At 54.6% G+C, this 20228-nt stretch carries 15 protein-coding genes; 14 read left to right on the plus strand and 1 reads right to left on the minus strand.

Features of this window, described 5'->3' with window-relative positions; all coding sequences use genetic code 11:
• Positions 1-12: 12 nt before the first annotated feature.
• The 10 genes from aroA to kdsB all read left to right on the plus strand — a co-directional run bounded on the left by aroA (position 13) and on the right by kdsB (position 11829).
• Positions 13-1299, plus strand: a complete 1287-nt coding sequence (gene aroA / locus NYE92_RS21865) for a 3-phosphoshikimate 1-carboxyvinyltransferase (protein ID WP_064373468.1) — start codon at positions 13-15, stop codon at positions 1297-1299.
• A gap of 191 nt (positions 1300-1490) precedes the next feature.
• Complete coding sequence (gene cmk, locus NYE92_RS21870) at positions 1491-2171, plus strand: (d)CMP kinase (protein WP_014606194.1); 681 nt, start codon at positions 1491-1493, stop codon at positions 2169-2171.
• Between the two features lie 122 nt (positions 2172-2293).
• Positions 2294-3967 carry a 30S ribosomal protein S1 gene (rpsA, locus tag NYE92_RS21875; protein ID WP_026021040.1) on the plus strand — a complete coding sequence of 558 codons (1674 nt, stop codon included), beginning with the start codon at positions 2294-2296 and terminating at the stop codon, positions 3965-3967.
• Positions 3968-4049: 82 nt separating this feature from the next.
• A complete protein-coding gene (ihfB, locus tag NYE92_RS21880; RefSeq protein WP_003849360.1) occupies positions 4050-4334 on the plus strand; it encodes an integration host factor subunit beta in 285 nt (94 codons plus the stop codon).
• A gap of 202 nt (positions 4335-4536) precedes the next feature.
• Positions 4537-6792, plus strand: a complete 2256-nt coding sequence (locus NYE92_RS21885; RefSeq protein ID WP_259019429.1) for a DNA internalization-related competence protein ComEC/Rec2 — start codon at positions 4537-4539, stop codon at positions 6790-6792.
• A 34-nt stretch (positions 6793-6826) separates the two neighbouring features.
• Positions 6827-8575, plus strand: coding sequence for a lipid A ABC transporter ATP-binding protein/permease MsbA (gene msbA, locus NYE92_RS21890; protein WP_013025243.1), 1749 nt, complete (start codon positions 6827-6829; stop codon positions 8573-8575).
• On the plus strand, positions 8572-9573 hold the full coding sequence (gene lpxK, locus NYE92_RS21895; protein WP_028714989.1) for a tetraacyldisaccharide 4'-kinase: 1002 nt from the start codon (positions 8572-8574) through the stop codon (positions 9571-9573). Before msbA ends, lpxK begins: the two co-directional genes overlap by 4 nt.
• Before the next feature lie 24 nt (positions 9574-9597).
• Complete coding sequence (locus NYE92_RS21900) at positions 9598-10815, plus strand: winged helix-turn-helix domain-containing protein (protein ID WP_200286580.1); 1218 nt, start codon at positions 9598-9600, stop codon at positions 10813-10815.
• 85 nt (positions 10816-10900) lie between these two features.
• The gene (locus NYE92_RS21905; protein WP_013025246.1) at positions 10901-11083 is read left to right on the plus strand and encodes a Trm112 family protein; all 183 of its coding nucleotides are present in this window, start codon (positions 10901-10903) and stop codon (positions 11081-11083) included.
• Positions 11080-11829 carry a 3-deoxy-manno-octulosonate cytidylyltransferase gene (gene kdsB / locus NYE92_RS21910; protein ID WP_013025247.1) on the plus strand — a complete coding sequence of 250 codons (750 nt, stop codon included), beginning with the start codon at positions 11080-11082 and terminating at the stop codon, positions 11827-11829. Before NYE92_RS21905 ends, kdsB begins: the two co-directional genes overlap by 4 nt.
• A gap of 97 nt (positions 11830-11926) precedes the next feature.
• On the opposite strand, the gene elyC is transcribed toward kdsB, so the two are convergent.
• Positions 11927-12703, minus strand: coding sequence for an envelope biogenesis factor ElyC (gene elyC / locus NYE92_RS21915; RefSeq protein ID WP_041455974.1), 777 nt, complete (start codon positions 12701-12703; stop codon positions 11927-11929).
• Between the two features lie 125 nt (positions 12704-12828).
• Between elyC and cmoM the strand changes: the two genes are divergently transcribed.
• The 4 genes from cmoM to mukB are packed head-to-tail and all read left to right on the plus strand — an operon-like array spanning position 12829 to position 20102.
• On the plus strand, positions 12829-13614 hold the full coding sequence (cmoM, locus tag NYE92_RS21920; protein ID WP_064373475.1) for a tRNA uridine 5-oxyacetic acid(34) methyltransferase CmoM: 786 nt from the start codon (positions 12829-12831) through the stop codon (positions 13612-13614).
• Positions 13611-14933 carry a chromosome partition protein MukF gene (mukF, locus tag NYE92_RS21925; RefSeq protein ID WP_013025250.1) on the plus strand — a complete coding sequence of 441 codons (1323 nt, stop codon included), beginning with the start codon at positions 13611-13613 and terminating at the stop codon, positions 14931-14933. The genes cmoM and mukF overlap by 4 nt, the downstream gene beginning before the upstream one ends.
• A complete protein-coding gene (mukE, locus tag NYE92_RS21930; RefSeq protein ID WP_014606188.1) occupies positions 14914-15639 on the plus strand; it encodes a chromosome partition protein MukE in 726 nt (241 codons plus the stop codon). The genes mukF and mukE overlap by 20 nt, the downstream gene beginning before the upstream one ends.
• Entirely contained in the window at positions 15636-20102 is a 4467-nt protein-coding gene (gene mukB / locus NYE92_RS21935) for a chromosome partition protein MukB (RefSeq protein ID WP_019106195.1), read from the plus strand. Before mukE ends, mukB begins: the two co-directional genes overlap by 4 nt.
• The last annotated feature ends 126 nt before the right edge of the window (positions 20103-20228 follow it).

A 20228-nucleotide genomic window follows, 5' to 3' on the forward strand; every position in this document is an offset into this window, starting at 1 on the left:
ATAGAGTTTCACATGCAAGATTCCCTGACCCTTCAGCCCATTGCTCGCGTAAATGGCACGGTTAATTTGCCCGGCTCCAAGAGTGTTTCAAACCGCGCGCTGCTGCTGGCCGCATTGGCGAACGGCAAAACCCGACTCACTAATCTGCTGGACAGTGATGATGTTAAGCACATGCTTAATGCGCTTAAGGCTCTGGGCGTCGATTTCACGCTTTCCAGCGATCGTACCGTTTGCGACGTTACCGGAAAGGGCGGACCGCTTCAGGCGTCACAACCCGTTGAACTCTTCCTGGGCAATGCTGGTACGGCTATGCGTCCGCTGGCTGCGGCGCTGTGCCTTGGCGAGCAGGATGTGGTGCTGACGGGCGAACCGCGGATGAAAGAGCGGCCGATAGGGCATCTGGTTGACGCGCTACGTCAGGGCGGCGCCCAAATCGATTACCTTGAGAATACGGATTATCCACCTGTTCGTCTGCGTGGCGGCTTTACGGGCGGAGAGGTCACCGTTGACGGTAGCGTATCCAGTCAGTTTTTGACCGCGTTGCTGATGACGGCGCCGTTAGCTCAGGAAGACACGCGAATCACGATTAAAGGCGATCTGGTCTCGAAACCCTACATCGACATTACCCTGCACCTGATGCGCTGTTTTGGCGTGGAGGTTGAAAATCAGCACTACCAGCATTTCCTGATCCAGGGAAAACAGCAGTATCAGTCACCGGGGGAGTATCTGGTGGAGGGCGATGCGTCTTCTGCGTCCTATTTCCTGGCGGCGGCCGCGATTAAAGGCGGCACTGTGCGCGTGACCGGTATCGGTTGTCATAGCGTACAAGGCGATATTCGTTTTGCCGACGTGCTGGAAAAAATGGGTGCCACCATCGAGTGGGGTGACGATTTCATTGCCTGTACGGCGGGCAAGCTGCAGGCTATTGATATGGATATGAACCATATTCCCGATGCCGCGATGACAATTGCCACTGCCGCGCTGTTTGCTGAAGGCACGACCCAACTGCGCAATATCTACAACTGGCGGGTTAAAGAAACCGACCGCCTGACGGCGATGGCAACAGAACTCCGTAAAGTCGGGGCTGAAGTCGAAGAAGGGCACGACTTTATCCGTGTTACCCCGCCGGCTAAGCTGATGCATGCTGACATCGGAACCTATAACGACCATCGTATGGCTATGTGTTTTTCGCTGGTGGCGTTATCAGATACGCCCGTAACAATTCTTGACCCGGGCTGTACTGCTAAAACCTTCCCTGACTATTTTGAGCAACTGGCAAAAATTAGCCATAACGCCTGAGTCCTGTGCCCGGTGAGTATTTCACCGGGCCGTTTTCCCTGTCTCATTTCTCGCGTCAAAAAGCCCTTTTTCAGACGAAATTTCGCCTAACCTTCTCTCTTAAGGGTAACGCCGTGTCGCAGGGCAGCGTATAATGCCCGACATTTGTGATGGCCAACTGGCCAAAATGCGCGCAGCAACAGGAGGGAATAATGACAGCAACTGCCCCGGTCATAACTATTGATGGGCCAAGTGGTGCGGGAAAGGGCACCCTGTGCAAAGCGATGGCGGAAGCATTGCAGTGGCATTTACTGGACTCTGGCGCGATTTACCGTGTTCTGGCGTTAGCTGCATTACATCACCAGGTTGATATCGAATCTGAAGAAGGACTGGTGCCGATTGCCGCTCACCTTGATGTGCGCTTCATCTCACAGAACGGTGAGATGCAGGTCATCCTTGAAGGCGAAGAAGTCACCAGCGAAATTCGCACCCAGGAAGTGAGCAATACCGCGTCGCGCGTTGCGGCATTTCCTCGCGTGCGTGAAGCCCTGTTACGCCGCCAGCGCGCCTTTCGCGAGGCTCCCGGCTTGATTGCCGATGGGCGTGATATGGGAACCGTTGTTTTCCCCGACGCGCCTGTGAAGATTTTCCTTGATGCCAGCCCGGAAGTCCGTGCAGAACGACGTATGCTACAGTTGCAGGACAAGGGCTTTAATGTTAACTTTGATCGCCTTTTAGCCGAGATAAAAGAGCGCGACGACCGCGATCGTAACCGCGCTATAGCGCCATTAGTGCCTGCTGAAGATGCGTTAGTGTTGGATTCAACACAGATGTCTATCGAGCAAGTTATTGATAAAGCGCTAGATTATGCCCGCAAAACGCTGGGCATTTAACATTTTGGTTTAAACGAATTGTATTAACCCTGTGCCAGGGATCCGGTGCAGGGCATGTGAAACAACCCCATCCGACATGAAGTCAGATGGACGTTAAATTGAAGAATCCTAAGATTATCAATATGACTGAATCTTTTGCTCAACTATTTGAAGAATCCCTGAAAGAAATCGAAACCCGCCCGGGTTCCATCGTTCGTGGCGTCGTTGTCTCTATCGACAAAGACGTTGTTCTGGTTGATGCGGGCCTGAAATCTGAATCTGCAATTCCTGCAGAGCAGTTCAAAAACGCAGCCGGCGAACTGGAAATCCAGGTTGGTGACGAAGTTGACGTTGCTCTGGACGCAGTGGAAGACGGCTTCGGTGAAACTCTGCTGTCCCGTGAGAAAGCTAAGCGTCATGAAGCTTGGATCACGCTGGAAAAAGCTTACGAAGAAGCTGAAACTGTTACCGGTATTATCAACGGCAAAGTCAAAGGTGGCTTCACAGTTGAGCTGAACGGTATCCGTGCGTTCCTGCCAGGTTCACTGGTAGATGTGCGTCCAGTGCGTGACACGCTGCACCTGGAAGGCAAAGAGCTTGAATTCAAAGTGATCAAGCTGGATCAGAAACGCAACAACGTCGTGGTTTCACGTCGTGCGGTTATCGAATCTGAGAACAGTGCAGAGCGCGATCAGCTGCTGGAAAACCTGCAGGAAGGCATGGAAGTCAAAGGTATCGTTAAGAACCTGACTGACTACGGTGCGTTCGTTGATCTGGGCGGCGTTGACGGCCTGCTGCACATCACTGATATGGCCTGGAAGCGCGTTAAGCATCCAAGCGAGATCGTGAATGTTGGCGATGAAATCAACGTTAAAGTCCTGAAATTCGACCGCGAGCGTACCCGTGTATCTCTGGGTCTGAAGCAGCTGGGCGAAGATCCATGGGTGGCTATCGCTAAGCGCTATCCAGAAGGCACCAAGCTGACTGGTCGTGTGACCAACCTGACTGATTACGGCTGCTTCGTAGAAATCGAAGAAGGCGTTGAAGGTCTGGTACACGTTTCAGAAATGGACTGGACCAACAAAAACATCCATCCGTCTAAAGTTGTCAACGTAGGCGATGTGGTTGAAGTAATGGTTCTGGACATCGATGAAGAGCGTCGTCGTATCTCCCTGGGTCTGAAGCAGTGTAAATCTAACCCATGGCAGCAGTTCGCCGAGACTCACAATAAAGGCGATCGCGTTGAAGGTAAAATCAAGTCAATCACTGACTTCGGTATCTTCATCGGCCTGGACGGCGGCATCGACGGTCTGGTTCACCTGTCTGACATCTCCTGGAACGCGACTGGCGAAGAAGCCGTTCGTGAGTACAAAAAAGGCGACGAAATCGCTGCCGTTGTACTGCAGGTTGATGCAGAGCGCGAGCGTATCTCTCTGGGCGTTAAACAGCTGGCAGAAGATCCGTTCAACAACTACATCACTTTGAACAAGAAAGGTGCCATCGTCACCGGTAAAGTGACTGCAGTTGATGCTAAAGGTGCTACAGTTGAATTAGCAGACGGCGTTGAAGGTTACCTGCGCGCTTCTGAAGCTTCACTGGACCGCATCGAAGACGCTACGCTGGTTCTGAACGTAGGCGACGACGTTGAAGCTAAATTCACCGGCGTTGACCGTAAAAACCGCGTTGTTAGCCTGTCTGTTCGTGCGAAAGACCAGGCTGACGAGAAAGAAGCCATCAATACTGTTAACACCAAACAGGAAGAAGGCAACTTCTCTAGCGCTATGGCTGAAGCGTTCAAAGCGGCTAAAGGCGAGTAATCGACCTTGCACCGGGCGGATTTATTCGCCCGGTTTCGGTAAAAGCTGTCATACATTCCTGTAGGGATTAACCGGAGGTTACATGACCAAGTCAGAACTGATTGAAAGGCTGGCGGGACAGCATACTCATATACCGGCGAAAGTCGTTGAGGATGCAGTCAAAGAAATGCTGGAGCACATGGCCACGACGCTGGCACAGGGCGAACGCATTGAAATCCGGGGATTCGGCAGCTTTTCGTTGCATTATCGCGCTCCGCGCACCGGTCGTAACCCGAAAACGGGTGACAAAGTGGATCTGGAAGGTAAATACGTTCCCCACTTCAAGCCGGGCAAAGAACTGCGTGACCGTGCAAACATTTACGGCTAAGCCGATACCGAACCGCCTAAACGACATCTCCGGATGTCGTTTTTTTTTGCCTGTCACCTGCGATGGATCTCTCTTCCAGAAAAATGTCTCTTCGCTGCAACGGCCGATTTTTACTGCGATCCTTCACCTGGTGAACAACGAATGCGCTTTATCCTGAGAAGTCGTGCGGCATACTTGTGGCACGACAGGAGCGGGATGCATTATGTTGACATGGATTTTACTGGCAAGAATCGCCGCGATCACGACGTTACCCTTACTGGTGTTACCCGGGCTTCCTTCCCCTTTCACCATAGTGGTGCTGCTGTTGAGTGGTGTCTGCCTGCTTGCCTTGTCTCATCGCAGGATCCGCATCGCCGGCGTGGCGCTCCTGTTCACGGCCTGGGGGCTTTTTAATGCACAATCACTGGTAAAAGACACCGAAATGATGATTGCTGCCCCGGGGAAGTTTGATGTGCAAATTGAGGACGTCCATCAGGCGCATTCGCGCATCAGAGTCAGATTGCTAAAAGTGGACGATCACATTCTCTTCCCGCCGCGCTTTGCGTGGCTTTCGTTGCCGGATAACGCCAGTGAGTATTGCCCCGGCCAGCGTGGAAAGATGATGCTCAGGCTGAGAGCGGTGCATGCCAGGCTCAACGAAGGGGCGTTTGATGCGCAGCGCTTCGCCATGGCGAATCATGCACCCGTGCAGGGCCGTATTGTTTCCCAGACCATCACGCACGCCTCCTGCAGCGTGCGCTGGCGATTTATCACTCACCATCGTCAGCAAAACGGCCACTTGCCTGCCTCAGCCACGCTTGAAGCGTTAGCCTTTGGCATCCGGGACAACCTCAGCGAGGCGATCCGACAGCTGTTAAGGGATACCGGTACCGCGCACCTTATGGCAATTTCAGGCATGCACATTGCTTTGGCAGCAGGGACAGGGTGGTTACTGGCACGAGGAAGCCAGATTCTGTTTCCGGCCCGCACTGTCAGCTATCTGTATCCTGTCATTATGGGCTGGCTTTTTGCCGCGCTGTATACCTGGCTTTCCGGGGCGCATGCACCTGCGCAGCGGGCATTACTGGCACTGACACTCTGGGCTGTAACACGTTTCGTTGGCGTACAGTTGAGTAGCTGGCAAGTCTGGACGCTGTGTGTGGGTTTACTGCTTGCCGTCGATCCGCTTACGGTACTCTCTGACAGCTTCTGGCTTTCTGTGTTGGCGGTGGGCATGCTGTTGACCTGGTATCACTGGTTCCCACTGGCGGCGCGCTTTCGGCACGCACGCCGCTGGTTACCGATACAGCTTCTCCACCTGCAGTTGGGGATGATGATTTTGATGCTGCCGTTACAGGCGGGCTTGTTCAACGGCATTAGTATAACGGCGCTGATAGCCAATCTGCTGGCCATCCCGGTGGTGTCATTTGTCACGGTGCCGTTAATACTGGTTGCGATGCTGCTACCGGTGCCGGCACTCTCCACCTGGTTTTGGCTGGCGGCAGATGGCTCTCTTCGTTTTCTGTTAACCAGCCTGGCACTGTTGCCGCCGGGCTGGTGGCCATTGCAGGGGGCAGCCTTTTTTATGCTCATAGTGTGGGGCGGCTTGCTGGTCTGGCGCACTGGTGCACTGTTCAGCCTGCCGTGGAGCTGCAGCGCTATCGCACTGGCCATGGTGTTTTCCCGCCACTATAAACCGGAAAGGGAATGGCGCATTGATATGCTGGATGTCGGGCATGGCTTGAGCGTGGTCATCAGTCAGGGCCGTGAGGCCGTGTTGTACGATACGGGGCCACGCTGGCAACACAGTGATGCAGGAACACGCGTGATTACGCCCTGGTTACAACATAAAGGTCTGGTATTGCAGGAGGTTATCCTGAGCCACAGACATCTCGATCATACCGGCGGGCTCGCTGCCATTCTGCAACGCTGGCCTGGGATAAAGGTGCGCAGCAGCCTGGAGGGAACGCACCATTTGGCCTGCGTTCGGGGAGCGACATGGCGTTGGAAGCAGCTAAATTTCAGCGTGCTCTGGCCACTCAGTTCACCCAATAAAGGTGAAAATAACGACTCCTGCGTGGTGAGCGTTGATGACGGAAATGTCCGGCTGTTGCTGACCGGCGATCTGGAAAAACTGGCTGAGCAGCAGTTGGTCAGGCTGGAGAAGCAGCAGCTAAAAGCCGATATTTTGCAGGTTCCCCATCATGGCAGCCGCACGTCATCCTCCCGATTACTGCTTCGTAGCGTGGCCGGACACACCGCGATTGCCTCTCTGGCGCGCTATAATGCATGGCGAATGCCGGCTAAACCTGTATTACGTAATTACCACGAATATGGCTATAACTGGCTCGATACAGGGCAATCTGGACAGATAAGCATCAGAGTTGGTAAAGGTAAAATGCAGGTTTTTACCCTCAGAGAACAATTAATGCCCCGTTGGTATCATCAGTGGTTTGGCGTCAAACGCGAATCCAGGTAGAATGGCCGGCTATTTCCAACAACGTGAATAAATAATGCATCAAGATAAAGATCTCTCAACGTGGCAGACATTCCGTCGACTCTGGCCGATGATCGCACCCAACAAAGCTGGCTTAATTGTGGCGGCTACGGCCCTGATTATTAATGCCGCAGGCGATACGTTAATGCTCTCCCTGTTGAAGCCTTTGCTGGATGACGGCTTTGGTAAAGCGGACAGGTCCGTGATGCTGTGGATGCCGTTGGCAGTTATTGGCTTGATGCTGGTTCGCGGCGTAAGTAGCTATATTTCCAGCTACTGCATTTCCTGGGTATCCGGGAATGTGGTCATGAACATGCGCCGGCGTCTGTTCAGTCATATGATGGGCATGCCGGTGGCCTTCTTCGATCAGCAGTCTACGGGTACGCTCCTCTCGCGTATCACCTATGACTCGGAGCAGGTTGCATCGTCTTCATCAGGCGCACTGGTCACGGTCGTGCGCGAAGGCGCGTCCATCATCGGCCTGTTTATCATGATGTTCTATTACAGCTGGCAGCTGTCGCTGATTCTCATCGTGCTCGCCCCCATTGTTTCCTTTGCCATTCGTATGGTGTCGAAGCGTTTCCGCAACATCAGCAAATCCATGCAAAACACCATGGGGCAGGTGACAACCAGTGCCGAGCAGATGCTGAAAGGGCATAAAGAAGTGCTGATTTTTGGCGGACAGGAAATCGAATCGGCGCGTTTTGCCAAGGTCAGCAACCGTATGCGCCAGCAGGGTATGAAGCTGGTGTCAGCGTCCTCGATCTCCGATCCGGTTATTCAGCTGATTGCCTCGCTGGCGCTGGCGTTTGTGCTTTATGCGGCGAGTTTCCCCAGCGTGATGGATACCTTGACCGCCGGTACGATCACTGTGGTGTTCTCATCCATGATTGCGCTGATGCGCCCGCTGAAGTCACTGACCAACGTGAATGCTCAGTTCCAGCGTGGTATGGCGGCCTGCCAGACGCTGTTCTCCATTCTGGACAGCGAGCAGGAAATTGACAACGGTAAGCGTGAAATTACCCGCGCAAAAGGGGATGTCGAGTTCCGTAATGTGACATTTACCTATCCGGGCCGTGAAACGCCTGCCTTGAAAGACATTAATCTGGCGCTGCCGGCAGGCAAAACGGTAGCCCTGGTGGGGCGTTCAGGCTCGGGTAAATCGACCATGGCAAGCCTGCTGACCCGTTTTTATGATATTCAGCAGGGCAACATTTTGCTGGATGGCTACGATTTGCGCGAGTACACGTTATCGTCATTGCGTAATCAGGTCGCGCTGGTGTCGCAAAATGTGCACCTGTTTAATGATACCGTCGCCAATAACATTGCCTATGCGCGCAGCGAGCAGTACAGCCGTGAGGAGATTGAAAAAGCGGCGACCATGGCTCATGCCATGGATTTTATCAATAAAATGGATAAAGGGCTGGATACGGTTATCGGCGAAAACGGCGTCCTGTTGTCTGGCGGTCAGCGTCAACGTATCGCCATTGCGCGTGCGTTACTGCGCGACTGTCCTATCCTGATTCTTGACGAGGCCACTTCGGCGCTGGATACGGAATCTGAACGTGCTATTCAGTCAGCCCTGGATGAGTTGCAGAAAAACCGTACTTCCCTGGTGATTGCACACCGCCTGTCGACTATCGAAAAAGCGGATGAAATTGTGGTCGTGGAAGAGGGCAAAATTATCGAGCGCGGCACGCATGCTGTGCTCCTTGCGGAAAAAGGCGCCTATGCCCAACTTCATAAAATGCAATTTGGCCAATGATTGAGCGCATCTGGAGCGGGCGATCGCCTTTATGGGTACTGTTATGGCCACTTAGTGTGCTATACGGGGCGATTACGGCATTGATCCGCTTCAGTTTTCAACGCGGCTGGCGCAAAAGCTGGCGTGCGCCCGTGCCTGTCGTGGTGGTCGGGAATTTAACCGCAGGCGGGAACGGCAAAACGCCGGTGGTGATTTGGCTGGTAGAGGCCCTGCAACAACGCGGCCTGCGTGTTGGCGTGATTTCACGAGGCTATGGCGGTAAAGCAGACCATTATCCATTGCAGGTCACTGCCGCAACCGCCACTGAACAGGCGGGTGACGAACCCGTTCTGATCGCCCAGCGCACGGCTGCGCCCGTGGCCGTTGCGCCGCGCCGCCGTGAGGCCATTGACCTTCTCCTGAAGCATCACGAGCTGGATCTGATTGTGACTGACGATGGTCTGCAGCATTACGCCTTGCAGCGCGATCGGGAGATTGTCGTGGTGGATGGCGTGCGCCGTTTCGGCAACGGCTGGTGGTTACCTGCTGGCCCAATGCGCGAACGCGCTTCACGTCTCAAAACGGTGGATGCCGTTATCGTCAACGGCGGCGAACCGCAGGCAGGTGAAATTGCGATGCAACTGCGCCCGGGCAAGGCGACGCATCTGCTGAGCGGCGAACAACGCCCGCTCAGCACCTTTCATAACGTTGTTGCTATGGCGGGAATTGGTCATCCGCCACGCTTCTTTAATACCTTAAAGCAGCAGGGGTTAACGCCTGTAGCGGAAATCGCTTTTGCCGACCACCATGCTTACAGCGAAGAAGAACTTTCACGTCTGCTGCAGCCTGAGCAGATGCTGTTGATGACCGAAAAAGATGCGGTTAAGTGCCGGGCATTCGCACAACCCTCGTGGTGGTATCTGCCGGTTGATGCACAACTGCACGCCGAGGCAGCCACCTTGCTGTTAGAGGATATAGAAAACCTTTGCCGTACGTCTGCACACCGGGCAAAGTACTAACCTCCCCATCTGATAAGGAAGAGAATGAGCATACATTCACTTTCGCGACAGCAGGCACGTAACATCCACCTCGCAGCTCAGGGGCTGCTCCGTCCGGCAGCCCGCCGGGCGCGTCAGCAGGACATTCCAGACTGTATTACCCGAATGGCCTTACTACAAATCGACACCATCAATGTGGTTGCCCGAAGCCCTTATCTGGTGCTGTTTAGTCGTTTAGGGGATTACCCTCAATCCTGGCTGGATACATCCCTGGCTCAGGGGGACATTTTTGAGTACTGGGCCCACGAAGCCTGCTTTATTCCGCGCAACGATTACAAATTACTGCGACATCGCATGCTCTCGCCCGAACGCCTGGGCTGGAAATACAGTGCGCAATGGGCTGCCGAGTATCAGCAGGAGATGGCCGATTTACTGACCTACATCCGCGATAACGGCCCCGTCAGATCGGCCGATTTTGCCACCGAAAAAAATCATAAACCGGGATGGTGGGCGTGGAAACCGCACAAGCGGCATCTCGAAAATCTGTTTAGCGCAGGTGAATTGATGGTAGCAGAGCGCCGAAATTTTCAGCGAGTCTACGATTTACGCACCCGGGTGATGCCGGACTGGCAGGATGCGATCCACGCGATCGGCGAGGATGAAGCGATCCGATTGATGTTGATGAACAGTGCGCGCAGCCTGGGGATTTTTCGCAGTGAATGGCTGGCCGATTATTACCGGCTGAAACAGGCACCGATCAAAGCCTTTATCCAATCGGCGCAGGTCGCGGGAGACATTATTCCGGTCGAGGTCAAGGGGATGGGCGCGATGTGGCTGCACCAGAGCGCGCTGCCCGGCTTAACGACGCCTTTGAAAGCGACGCACACCGCGCTGTTATCCCCATTTGATCCCGTAGTCTGGGATCGAAAGCGGGCGCGAGAACTGTTTGACTTTGACTACCGTATCGAATGCTACACGCCTGCCGAAAAGCGCAGGTACGGTTACTTCGTTTTACCTTTGCTGCATCGTGGTCAGCTTAAAGCCCGGCTGGATGCACGAATGATTCGCGCGTCACGTCAGTTGGAGATCAAAAATATCTGGCTGGAGCACGACGTCTCTGTCACCACCTCCTTTCTCCAGGATGCACAACGGGCAATTACCCGTTTCGCGCGCTGGCAGGGTGCAGAGACGGTCGTGTTACAGCAGGCTCCTCCGGCGTTACTGGCACACTGGCCGCGGTTGTGGCCGCTGGATAATTCGTGATGCCACAACCGGTGTGGTTTACCCGCTCTTATCAACGCTGTGATATGCTTTAGCGCTTACGCTATCGGTCCGTGATGGAGGATATATGGATCACCGTTTACTCGAAATCGTTGCCTGCCCGGTTTGCAATGGCAAGCTGTATTACAACAACGAACAGCAAGAACTGATCTGCAAGCCCGATGCACTGGCTTTTCCGGTGCGCGATGGCATTCCGGTCCTGTTGGAAAACGAAGCCCGTACGTTGTCGGTTGAAGAGATCCATCCATGAGTTTTATCGCCATCATTCCTGCTCGTTATGCCTCAACCCGTCTACCCGGTAAACCCTTGGTCGATATTCATGGCAAGCCGATGGTGGTACATGTGATGGAGCGCGCGCGCGAATCCGGTGCCAGCCGGGTTATCGTGGCGACCGATCACCCGGATGTGGCCAGCGCAGTGGAAGCGTCGGGAGGCGAAGTTTGCATGACGCGCGCCGATCATCATTCAGGCACAGAACGCCTTGCCGAAGTGATTGAGAAGTATCAGTTCGCAGACGATCAAATTATCGTCAATGTTCAGGGCGATGAGCCTATGATCCCGGCCGAAATCGTGCACCAGGTGGCGAATAATCTGGCGCAGTCTGAGGCCGGTATGGCGACGCTGGCCGTGCCCATTACCGATGCAGAAGAAGCCTTTAATCCTAACGCCGTGAAAGTCGTTATGGATGCCAAAGGCTATGCGCTGTATTTTTCTCGTGCGACCATTCCCTGGGACCGCGAGCGCTATGCGGAATCACGCGATCGCATCGGCGATACGCTGCTCCGGCACATTGGCATTTACGCCTACCGGGCAGGCTTTATTCGCCGTTACATCGACTGGGCACCTTGTCCCCTTGAGCAGATTGAATTACTCGAGCAGCTCCGGGTGCTGTGGTACGGCGAAAAGATTCACGTGGCGGTAGCAAAAACGGTGCCGGGCGTTGGCGTCGATACGCCAGAGGACCTGATTCGTGTGCGCGCTGCCATGCGCGGCTGAGGTCATCCGTCAGGTTCAGGGCGTGACTACGGCTCTCCGCTCTTCTGATTACCCGATTGAAGGATGCGCGCGGCGTCGTGCGTATCCTTCAACGCTGTTACGAAGCGGGTGTTTCGGTGGGGGGATTAATGCGTTGCAATGCACTGCCGAGCGTTTCATAGATGGCGCGTTCGCTGTGGCCCATCCACAGCGGAGAAGGAAAAGCCCGCTCCCACCAGTTGAGCGGGGAGGTAATTGCCAACTGGTTCGCCGGTGCGGCAATCGGGTTAAGCCCTGCCTGCTGGAAGAAACGCATGGCACGCGGCATATGATTCGCTGATGTGACCAGCAAAAAGGAATGATGCCCGATCACTGCGCTGACCGCCCGCGCTTCCTGCTCAGTATCCTTGGGTTGATCCAGAATATGAATATGAGCGTCAGGTACGCCAAGGCTTTCGGCGACCTGTGCGGCCACCCACGCATTACTTTTGGGATTGTGCCCTGCAGCAGCACCGGTAAAGACCATCGTTGCCTGCGGGTTACGCAGCCACTGACGCACGCCCTCTGTCACGCGAGGCAAACTGTTATTCAACAAGTTTGAGCTGGGTGCCCAGGCAGGATTGTAGGTATAGCCTCCACCCAGTACCACGATGTAATCCACTTTCTGGCTACCATTCCATGTTGAATAGTGCGACTCCACCGGCAATAACAGGCGGTCTGCCACAGGCTGTAGGCTAATCAGTAATATTATCAGCCAGCTCACCGAGATGAGTATTTTGCCGCTTTTCTGCCAGCGGCTGAACCAAAGCAGTAAAATGCCTGCCGCCATCAGTAAAAGCAGAAAAGGCAAGGGCAGCAACAGGTTACCGACGGCCTTTTTCAGCATAAAAACCATGTAAAAAACCTCTTGTTGTCCGAAAAAACAGCAGCCAGAGCGCAAGAATGGTATCAAAGCTTCATTCTTACCGTACCTGTGACAAAATAGCATATGTTTCACCGCAGCATACCGGAGCCCACGCCATGCAGGATCGTAACTTTGACGATCTCGCGGATAAATTTTCGCAAAACATTTACGGCACAACCAAAGGCCTGGTGCGTCAGGCCATCTTATGGGATGAGCTGGAAACGATTCTTCCCAGCCTGTCATCCTCCGCGCTGAACGTACTGGATGCGGGCGGCGGCATCGGTCAGATGTCCAGCGGGCTGGCTGGGCGGGGCCACCAGATACTGCTGTGCGATCTTTCCGGAGAGATGTTACGCCGTGCCCAGGACAATGCGGATGCGCTGGGTGTGAGCCACAACATGCAATTCAAACAAATTAGCGCGCAGCAGGTCGGTGAACATTTGGATAAGCCGGTGGATCTGGTATTGTTTCACGCTGTGCTTGAGTGGGTTGCGGAGCCTGAAGCGGTGTTAAAAGCCTTGTTTGATACACTGCGCCCCGGCGGCGTGCTGTCGTTGATGTTTTACAACCTGCATGGGTTAACATTACGCACCCTGACGCTGGGCAACTTTGGTTATCTGCGCACTAACTTGACCAAACGCAAGAAGCGCACGCTGTCACCGGACTATCCCCGCGATCCCGATGACGTGTATCGTTGGCTGGAGAACTGTGGTTTTCAGATTGAACGGCGTACCGGGATTCGCGTATTCAGCGATTATATGAAGCCGCCTAAAGGCGAGCCAAAGAGCGACGACGAAATTATTGAGATGGAGCGGCGCTTTTGCCGCCAGGAACCCTTTTTAAGCTTAGGGCGTTACATCCACGTGACCGCGCGCAAACCCGGGCAGAAGGACGAATTATGAGTGAATTTTCCCAGACGGTACCGGAGCTGGTATCCTGGGCGCGCAAGAATGACTTCTCGCTTGCGCTGCCAGTTGAACGTCTGGCTTTTTTGCTGGCCATCGCCACGCTAAATGGCGAACGCATGGACGGTGAAATGAGCGAAGGTGACCTGATTGATGCGTTTCGTCACGTCAGCAAAGCCTTTGAGCAAACCAGTGAAACGGTGTTGGTACGTGCCAACAACGCCATCAACGATATGGTGCGCCAGCGCCTGTTAAACCGCTTTACCAGTGAGTTAACCGAGGGCAATGCGATTTATCGCCTGACCCCGTTGGCCATTGGCATCACTGATTACTATATTCGCCAGCGGGAATTCTCCACGCTGCGCCTGTCAATGCAGCTTTCTATCGTGGCGGCGGAGCTGAAGCGCGCCGCGGATGCGGCTCAGGAAAACGGCGATGAATTTCACTGGCACCGCAACGTGTTCGCGCCGCTGAAATATTCGGTGGCCGAAATTTTCGACAGTATCGATATGACGCAGCGCCTGATGGATGAGCAACAGCAGGCGGTTAAGACGGATATTGCCGAACTGCTGAACAAAGACTGGCGAGCCGCGATTTCGAGCTGTGAAATGTTGCTGTCGGAAACCTCAGGTACGCTGCGTGAACTGCAGGATACGCTGGAGGCGGCGGGCGATAAGCTGCAGGAAAATCTGCTGCGCATTCAGGATGCCACGCTGGACAGCCCGGATCTGGGTTTTGTCGACAAACTGGTTTTCGATTTGCAAAGCAAACTCGATCGCATTACCAGTTGGGGGCAACAGGCCATCGATCTCTGGATTGGCTACGATCGCCACGTGCACAAATTCATTCGTACCGCCATCGATATGGACAAAAACCGCGTTTTCGCCCAGCGTTTGCGTGTTTCTGTGCAGAACTATTTTGATGCGCCCTGGGCGCTCACCTATGCCAACGCCGAACGTCTGTACGATATGCGTGACGACGAACTGACGCTGCGCAATGACGAAGTTATGGGCGAATTGCCGGCCGAGCTGGAGTTTGAAGAATTCAATGAAATTCGCGAGCAGCTGGCGGCCATGATTGAAGAAGCCTTAGAGATTTATAAAACGCAGCAAAAACCGCTCAACCTCGCCGCTGTGATGCGCGACTATCTGGCTCAATATCCACGCGCGCGTCACTTTGACCTGGCGCGTATTGTGGTGGATCAGGCCGTGCGGCTCGGCGTAGCGGAAGCCGATTTAGCCGGTTTGCCTGTGGAATGGCAAGCCATTAATGATTACGGAGCCAAGGTGCAGGCACATGTCATCGACAAATATTGAACAAGTGATGCCGGTTAAACTGGCACAGGCACTGGCAAATCCGATTTTTCCGGCGCTGGACAGCCAGTTACGCGCCGGACGCCACATTGGTATTGAAGAGCTGGACAATCACGCTTTTCTGATGGATTACCAGCAGTATCTGGAAGAGTTTTACACCCGCTACAACGTTGAGCTGATTCGCGCGCCAGAGGGATTCTTCTATCTGCGTCCGCGTTCAACCACGCTCATTCCCCGTTCTGTCCTGTCTGAGCTGGATATGATGGTCGGTAAAATCCTTTGCTATCTCTATCTCAGCCCGGAACGCCTGGCGAATGAAGGCATTTTTACCCAGCAGGAACTTTATGACGAGCTGCTGTCCCTGGCGGATGAAAGTAAACTGCTGAAACTGGTTAATCAGCGCTCAACCGGCTCAGATCTCGATCGCGCCAAGCTGCAGGAAAAAATGCGTGCGTCTTTAAGCCGCCTGCGCCGTCTTGGCATGGTGTGGTTTTTTGGCAACGACAGCAGCAAGTTCCGTATTATCGAGTCCGTTTTTCGCTTCGGCGCCGATGTGCGCAGCGGTGACGATCCGCGGGAAGCGCAGCTGCGCCTGATTCGTGACGGTGAGGCAATGTTGCTGGATAACGCCACGGCCACGACTGAGGCTGATGACAGTGATGAGAATGACAGCGATGCGGGTGATATCGCGGAGGAAGAACAGGCATGATTGAACGCGGCAAATTTCGTTCGCTAACGCTGATCAACTGGAACGGTTTTTTTGCCCGAACCTTTGATCTCGATGAACTGGTCACCACGCTGTCGGGCGGTAACGGGGCAGGCAAGTCAACCACCATGGCGGCCTTTGTAACGGCGCTTATCCCTGACTTAACGCTGCTGCACTTCCGTAACACGACCGAAGCGGGCGCGACCTCAGGATCACGTGATAAAGGCCTGCACGGTAAACTCCGTGCCGGTGTTTGCTATGCCATGCTGGACGTCGTCAATTCACGTCACCAACGCGTGGTGGCGGGCGTCAGACTGCAGCAGATCGCCGGACGCGATAAGAAAGTCGATATCAAACCTTTCAGTATTCATGGTTTACCTACAGATACGCTGCCTACTGATATGCTGACGGAAATCCTCAACAGCCGTCAGGCGCGCGTGTTACCGCTTAATGAGGTAAAAGAACGCGTTGAGGCGCTGGAAGGCGTGCAGTTCCGTCAGTACAGCTCGGTCACCGACTATCACGCCATGATGTTTGATCTCGGCGTTGTCCCGCGTCGTCTGCGTTCGGCCAGCGATCGCAGCAAGTTTTACCGCCTGATTGAAGCCTCTCTTTACGGCGGTATCTCCAGTGCGATTACCCGCTCGCTACGTGATTATCTGTTGCCGGAAAACAGCGGCGTGCGTAAAGCCTTTCAGGACATGGAAGCGGCGCTGCGCGAGAACCGTATGACGCTGGAAGCGATCCGCGTCACCCAGTCGGATCGTGACCTGTTTAAGCACCTTATTTCTGAGGCCACCAGCTATGTGTCGGCGGATTATATGCGTCATGCCAACGAGCGACGCATCCACCTCGACAGCGCCTTACAGCTGCGCAATGAGCTGCTCAGCGGTCGCAAACAGCTGGCTTCTGAACAGTACCGCCATGTAGAGATGGCGCGCGAGCTGGCCGAACATAGCGGGGCGGAAAACGATCTCGAAGTCGATTATCAGGCGGCGAGCGATCACCTGAATCTGGTGCAGACGGCGATGCGCCAGCAGGAAAAAATCACGCGCTATGACAGCGATATTGAAGATCTTACGATCCGTCTGGAAGAGCAGAGCGAAGTCGTTGCTGAAGCGCGCGAAATCCAGGAAGAAAATGAGGCCCGTGCCGAAGCCGCAGAACTGGAAGTGGATGAGCTGAAGAGCCAGTTGGCCGATTTTCAGCAGGCGCTGGATGTGCAGCAAACCCGTGCTATTCAGTATCAACAGGCATTACAGGCGCTGGAACGCGCCCGCACGCTTTGTCAGTTGCCAGACTTAACCATCGATAATGCCGCCGAATGGCAGGCCAGTTTCCAGGCCAAAGAAGAAGAAGCCACCGGGCAACTGCTGAATCTGGAGCAGAAGCTGAGTGTAGCGGAAGCCGCCCACAGCCAGTTTGAACAGGCGTTATCACTGGTCACCAGCATTGCCGGTGAGGTTAGCCGCAAAGAAGCCTGGCAGGTCGGGCGCGATCTGCTGCGCGATGCCAGCAATCAACGTCACCATGCCGATCAGCTTTCCTCCCTGCGCCTGCGCCTGAATGAACTCGAACAGCGCCTGCGTGAGCAGCAGGAAGCCGAGCGTCTGCTGGCAGAGTTCTGTAAACGTCAGGGGCAGCATTACGATCCTGACGCGCTGGAAGGCCTTCAGCGTGAGCTTGAAGCGCAAATCGAGCAGCTGAACAGCAGCGTGGCAGACGCGGGCGAACAGCGCATGATGATGCGTCAGGAACTTGAGCAACTGCGCGAACGTATCACCGCGCTGACCGCGCGCGCGCCGCACTGGCTGGCCGCGCAAGAAATCCTGACTCAGCTCAGTGAGCAAACCGGTCAGGACCTGGCCAACAGCCAGGATGTGACGGAATACATGCAGCAGCTGCTGGAGCGCGAGCGTGAAACCACCGTTGAGCGTGACGAAGTCGCAGCCCGCAAGCGTGAAATTGAGCAGCAGATTGAACGCCTCAGCCAACCGGGCGGTGCCGAAGATCCTCGCCTGAATCAGCTGGCTGAGCGATTTGGCGGCGTACTGTTGTCGGAAATTTATGATGACGTAACGCTGGACGATGCGCCTTACTTTTCTGCCTTGTACGGCCCATCGCGCCACGCCATTGTCGTACCCGATCTGTCGCTGGTGCGCGAGCAACTCGATGGCTTAGAAGAGTGCCCGGAAGATCTGTACCTGATCGAAGGGGATCCGCAGTCGTTTGATGACAGCGTGTTTAGCGTAGACGAGCTCCAGAACGCCGTCGTGGTTAAAGTCGCCGAGCGTCAGTGGCGCTATTCCCGCTTCCCGAAAATCCCGCTGTTTGGTCGGGCGGCGCGCGAAAACCAGCTTGAATTACTCAATAACGAGCGCGACCGGCTGGCGGAACGTTACGCCACCTTGTCGTTTGACGTACAAAAGACGCAACGTCTGCATCAGTCATTTAGTCGCTTTATCGGCAGCCATCTTGCGGTGGCCTTTGATGATGACCCAGAAGCGCAAATCCGTCAGCTCGGCGCCCGTCGCGGTGAGCTGGAACGTGCGCTCAATCAGCATGAAAGTAATAATCAGCAACAGCGTCAGCAGTATGAACTGGCCAAAGAGGGCGTTGCACAGCTTAACCGCCTGCTGCCGCGCATCAGTCTGCTGCGAGATGAGACGCTGGCGGATCGCTGTGAGGAGATTCGCGAGCAGGTTGAAGAGGCACAGGAGGCCGCGCGTTTCCTCCATTTGCATGGCGCAAAACTGGCCAGACTGGAGCCGATGCTTGCGGTACTGCAAAGCGATCCTGAACAGCATGAGCAGTTGCAGGCGGATTACCAGCAGGCGCAGCAACAGCAACGTAACGCGCGTCAGCAGGCGTTTGCCCTGACCGAAGTGGTGCAGCGCCGTGCGCATTTCGGCTATGACGACTCTGCCAGCATGCTGGGCGGCAACAACGATCTCAGCGACAAACTGCGTCAAAGGCTGGAGCAGGCAGAAGCCGAGCGCAGCCGCTGTCGTGAGCGTTTGCGCGCCCATCAGTCGCAGCTGACGCAATATTCTCAGGTGCTGGCATCGCTTAAAAGCGCCTACGATGCCAAGCGCGATATGCTGAAAGAGCTGCAGCAGGAAATGCAGGATATCGGTGTTCAGGCCGATGCCAGCGCGGAAGAACGCGCGCGTATCCGCCGGGATGAACTTTATACGGCGTTAAGTCACAACCGCGCCCGCCGTAATCAGCTGGAGAAACAGCTCACTTTCTGCGAAGCAGAAATGGACAACCTGCAGAAAAAACTGCGCCAGCTTGAACGTAACTATCACCAGAACCGCGAACAGGTGGTGAGTGCTAAGGCGGGCTGGTGCCTGGTGCTGCGTCTGGTGAAAGATAACGGTGTTGAACGTCGTCTGCATCGTCGTGAACTGGCTTATCTCAGTGGCGATGAACTGCGTTCCATGTCGGATAAGGCACTGGGCGCACTGCGCCTGGCGGTGGCCGATAACGAACATCTGCGCGATGTGCTGCGTTTGTCTGAAGATCCGAAACGCCCGGAACGTAAGATTCAGTTTTTCATCGCCGTGTATCAACATCTGCGCGAACGTATCCGCCAGGATATCATTCGCACGGACGATCCGGTTGAAGCCATCGAGCAGATGGAGATTGAACTCAATCGACTGACGGAAGAGCTGACGGCCCGCGAGCAGACCCTGGCTATCAGTTCACGCAGCGTCGCGAATATTATTCGTAAAACGATTCAGCGTGAACAGAACCGTATCCGCCAACTGAATCAGGGGCTGCAAACCGTGAGCTTTGGTCAGGTGCGCAGCGTCCGGCTAAACGTCAACGTGCGCGAAACGCATGCCATGCTGCTGGACACCTTGTCTGAAGAGCACGAACAGCATCAGGATCTGTTTAACAGCAACCGACTCACGTTCTCGGAAGCGCTGGCTAAACTCTACCAGCGTCTGAATCCGCATATTGATATGGGGCAGCGTACACCACAAACCATCGGTGAAGAGCTACTGGATTACCGTAACTACCTTGAGATGGAAGTCGAGGTCAACCGGGGTTCAGATGGCTGGTTGCGTGCCGAAAGTGGCGCGCTTTCCACCGGTGAGGCCATTGGTACGGGGATGTCAATTCTGGTCATGGTGGTGCAGAGCTGGGAAGAGGAATCACGTCGCCTGCGCGGTAAAGATATTTCGCCTTGCCGTCTGCTGTTCCTGGATGAAGCCGCACGTCTGGATGCGCGCTCAATCGCGACCCTGTTTGAACTCTGTGAGCGACTGGAGATGCAACTGGTAATCGCGGCGCCAGAAAATATCAGTCCGGAGAAGGGCACCACCTATAAACTGATGCGTAAAGTGTTTAACAACACCGAGCACGTTCACGTGGTAGGATTGCGAGGCTTCGCGGCCGATCCACTGCCCGCAAAACGCAGCAGCGAAGCCGATCCGGCGAGCGAAACCACGACATAATATTCACGATGCAGAGATAGTCAAAAACAGCGCCATTAGTTAATCTGGTAACGGCATTTGTCACAGGAGGCAAATGCCGTTTTTATTTGTATACTCAATAATATGAGTAACAGCCCGATCGCAGTT

Source organism: Pantoea sp. B566, from assembly GCF_024793925.1.
Classification (GTDB): Bacteria; Pseudomonadota; Gammaproteobacteria; order Enterobacterales; family Enterobacteriaceae; genus Pantoea; species Pantoea ananatis.

Excerpts from the sequence above, each read along its gene's own strand:
- aroA (WP_064373468.1), top strand. The coding sequence starts at position 13 with ATGCAAGATTCCCTGACCCTTCAGCCCATTGCTCGCGTAAATGGCACG.
- cmk (WP_014606194.1), top strand. The coding sequence starts at position 1,491 with ATGACAGCAACTGCCCCGGTCATAACTATTGATGGGCCAAGTGGTGCG.
- rpsA (WP_026021040.1), top strand. The coding sequence starts at position 2,294 with ATGACTGAATCTTTTGCTCAACTATTTGAAGAATCCCTGAAAGAAATC.
- ihfB (WP_003849360.1), top strand. The coding sequence starts at position 4,050 with ATGACCAAGTCAGAACTGATTGAAAGGCTGGCGGGACAGCATACTCAT.
- NYE92_RS21885 (WP_259019429.1), top strand. The coding sequence starts at position 4,537 with ATGTTGACATGGATTTTACTGGCAAGAATCGCCGCGATCACGACGTTA.
- msbA (WP_013025243.1), top strand. The coding sequence starts at position 6,827 with ATGCATCAAGATAAAGATCTCTCAACGTGGCAGACATTCCGTCGACTC.
- lpxK (WP_028714989.1), top strand. The coding sequence starts at position 8,572 with ATGATTGAGCGCATCTGGAGCGGGCGATCGCCTTTATGGGTACTGTTA.
- NYE92_RS21900 (WP_200286580.1), top strand. The coding sequence starts at position 9,598 with ATGAGCATACATTCACTTTCGCGACAGCAGGCACGTAACATCCACCTC.
- NYE92_RS21905 (WP_013025246.1), top strand. The coding sequence starts at position 10,901 with ATGGATCACCGTTTACTCGAAATCGTTGCCTGCCCGGTTTGCAATGGC.
- kdsB (WP_013025247.1), top strand. The coding sequence starts at position 11,080 with ATGAGTTTTATCGCCATCATTCCTGCTCGTTATGCCTCAACCCGTCTA.
- elyC (WP_041455974.1), bottom strand. The coding sequence starts at position 12,703 with ATGGTTTTTATGCTGAAAAAGGCCGTCGGTAACCTGTTGCTGCCCTTG.
- cmoM (WP_064373475.1), top strand. The coding sequence starts at position 12,829 with ATGCAGGATCGTAACTTTGACGATCTCGCGGATAAATTTTCGCAAAAC.
- mukF (WP_013025250.1), top strand. The coding sequence starts at position 13,611 with ATGAGTGAATTTTCCCAGACGGTACCGGAGCTGGTATCCTGGGCGCGC.
- mukE (WP_014606188.1), top strand. The coding sequence starts at position 14,914 with ATGTCATCGACAAATATTGAACAAGTGATGCCGGTTAAACTGGCACAG.
- mukB (WP_019106195.1), top strand. The coding sequence starts at position 15,636 with ATGATTGAACGCGGCAAATTTCGTTCGCTAACGCTGATCAACTGGAAC.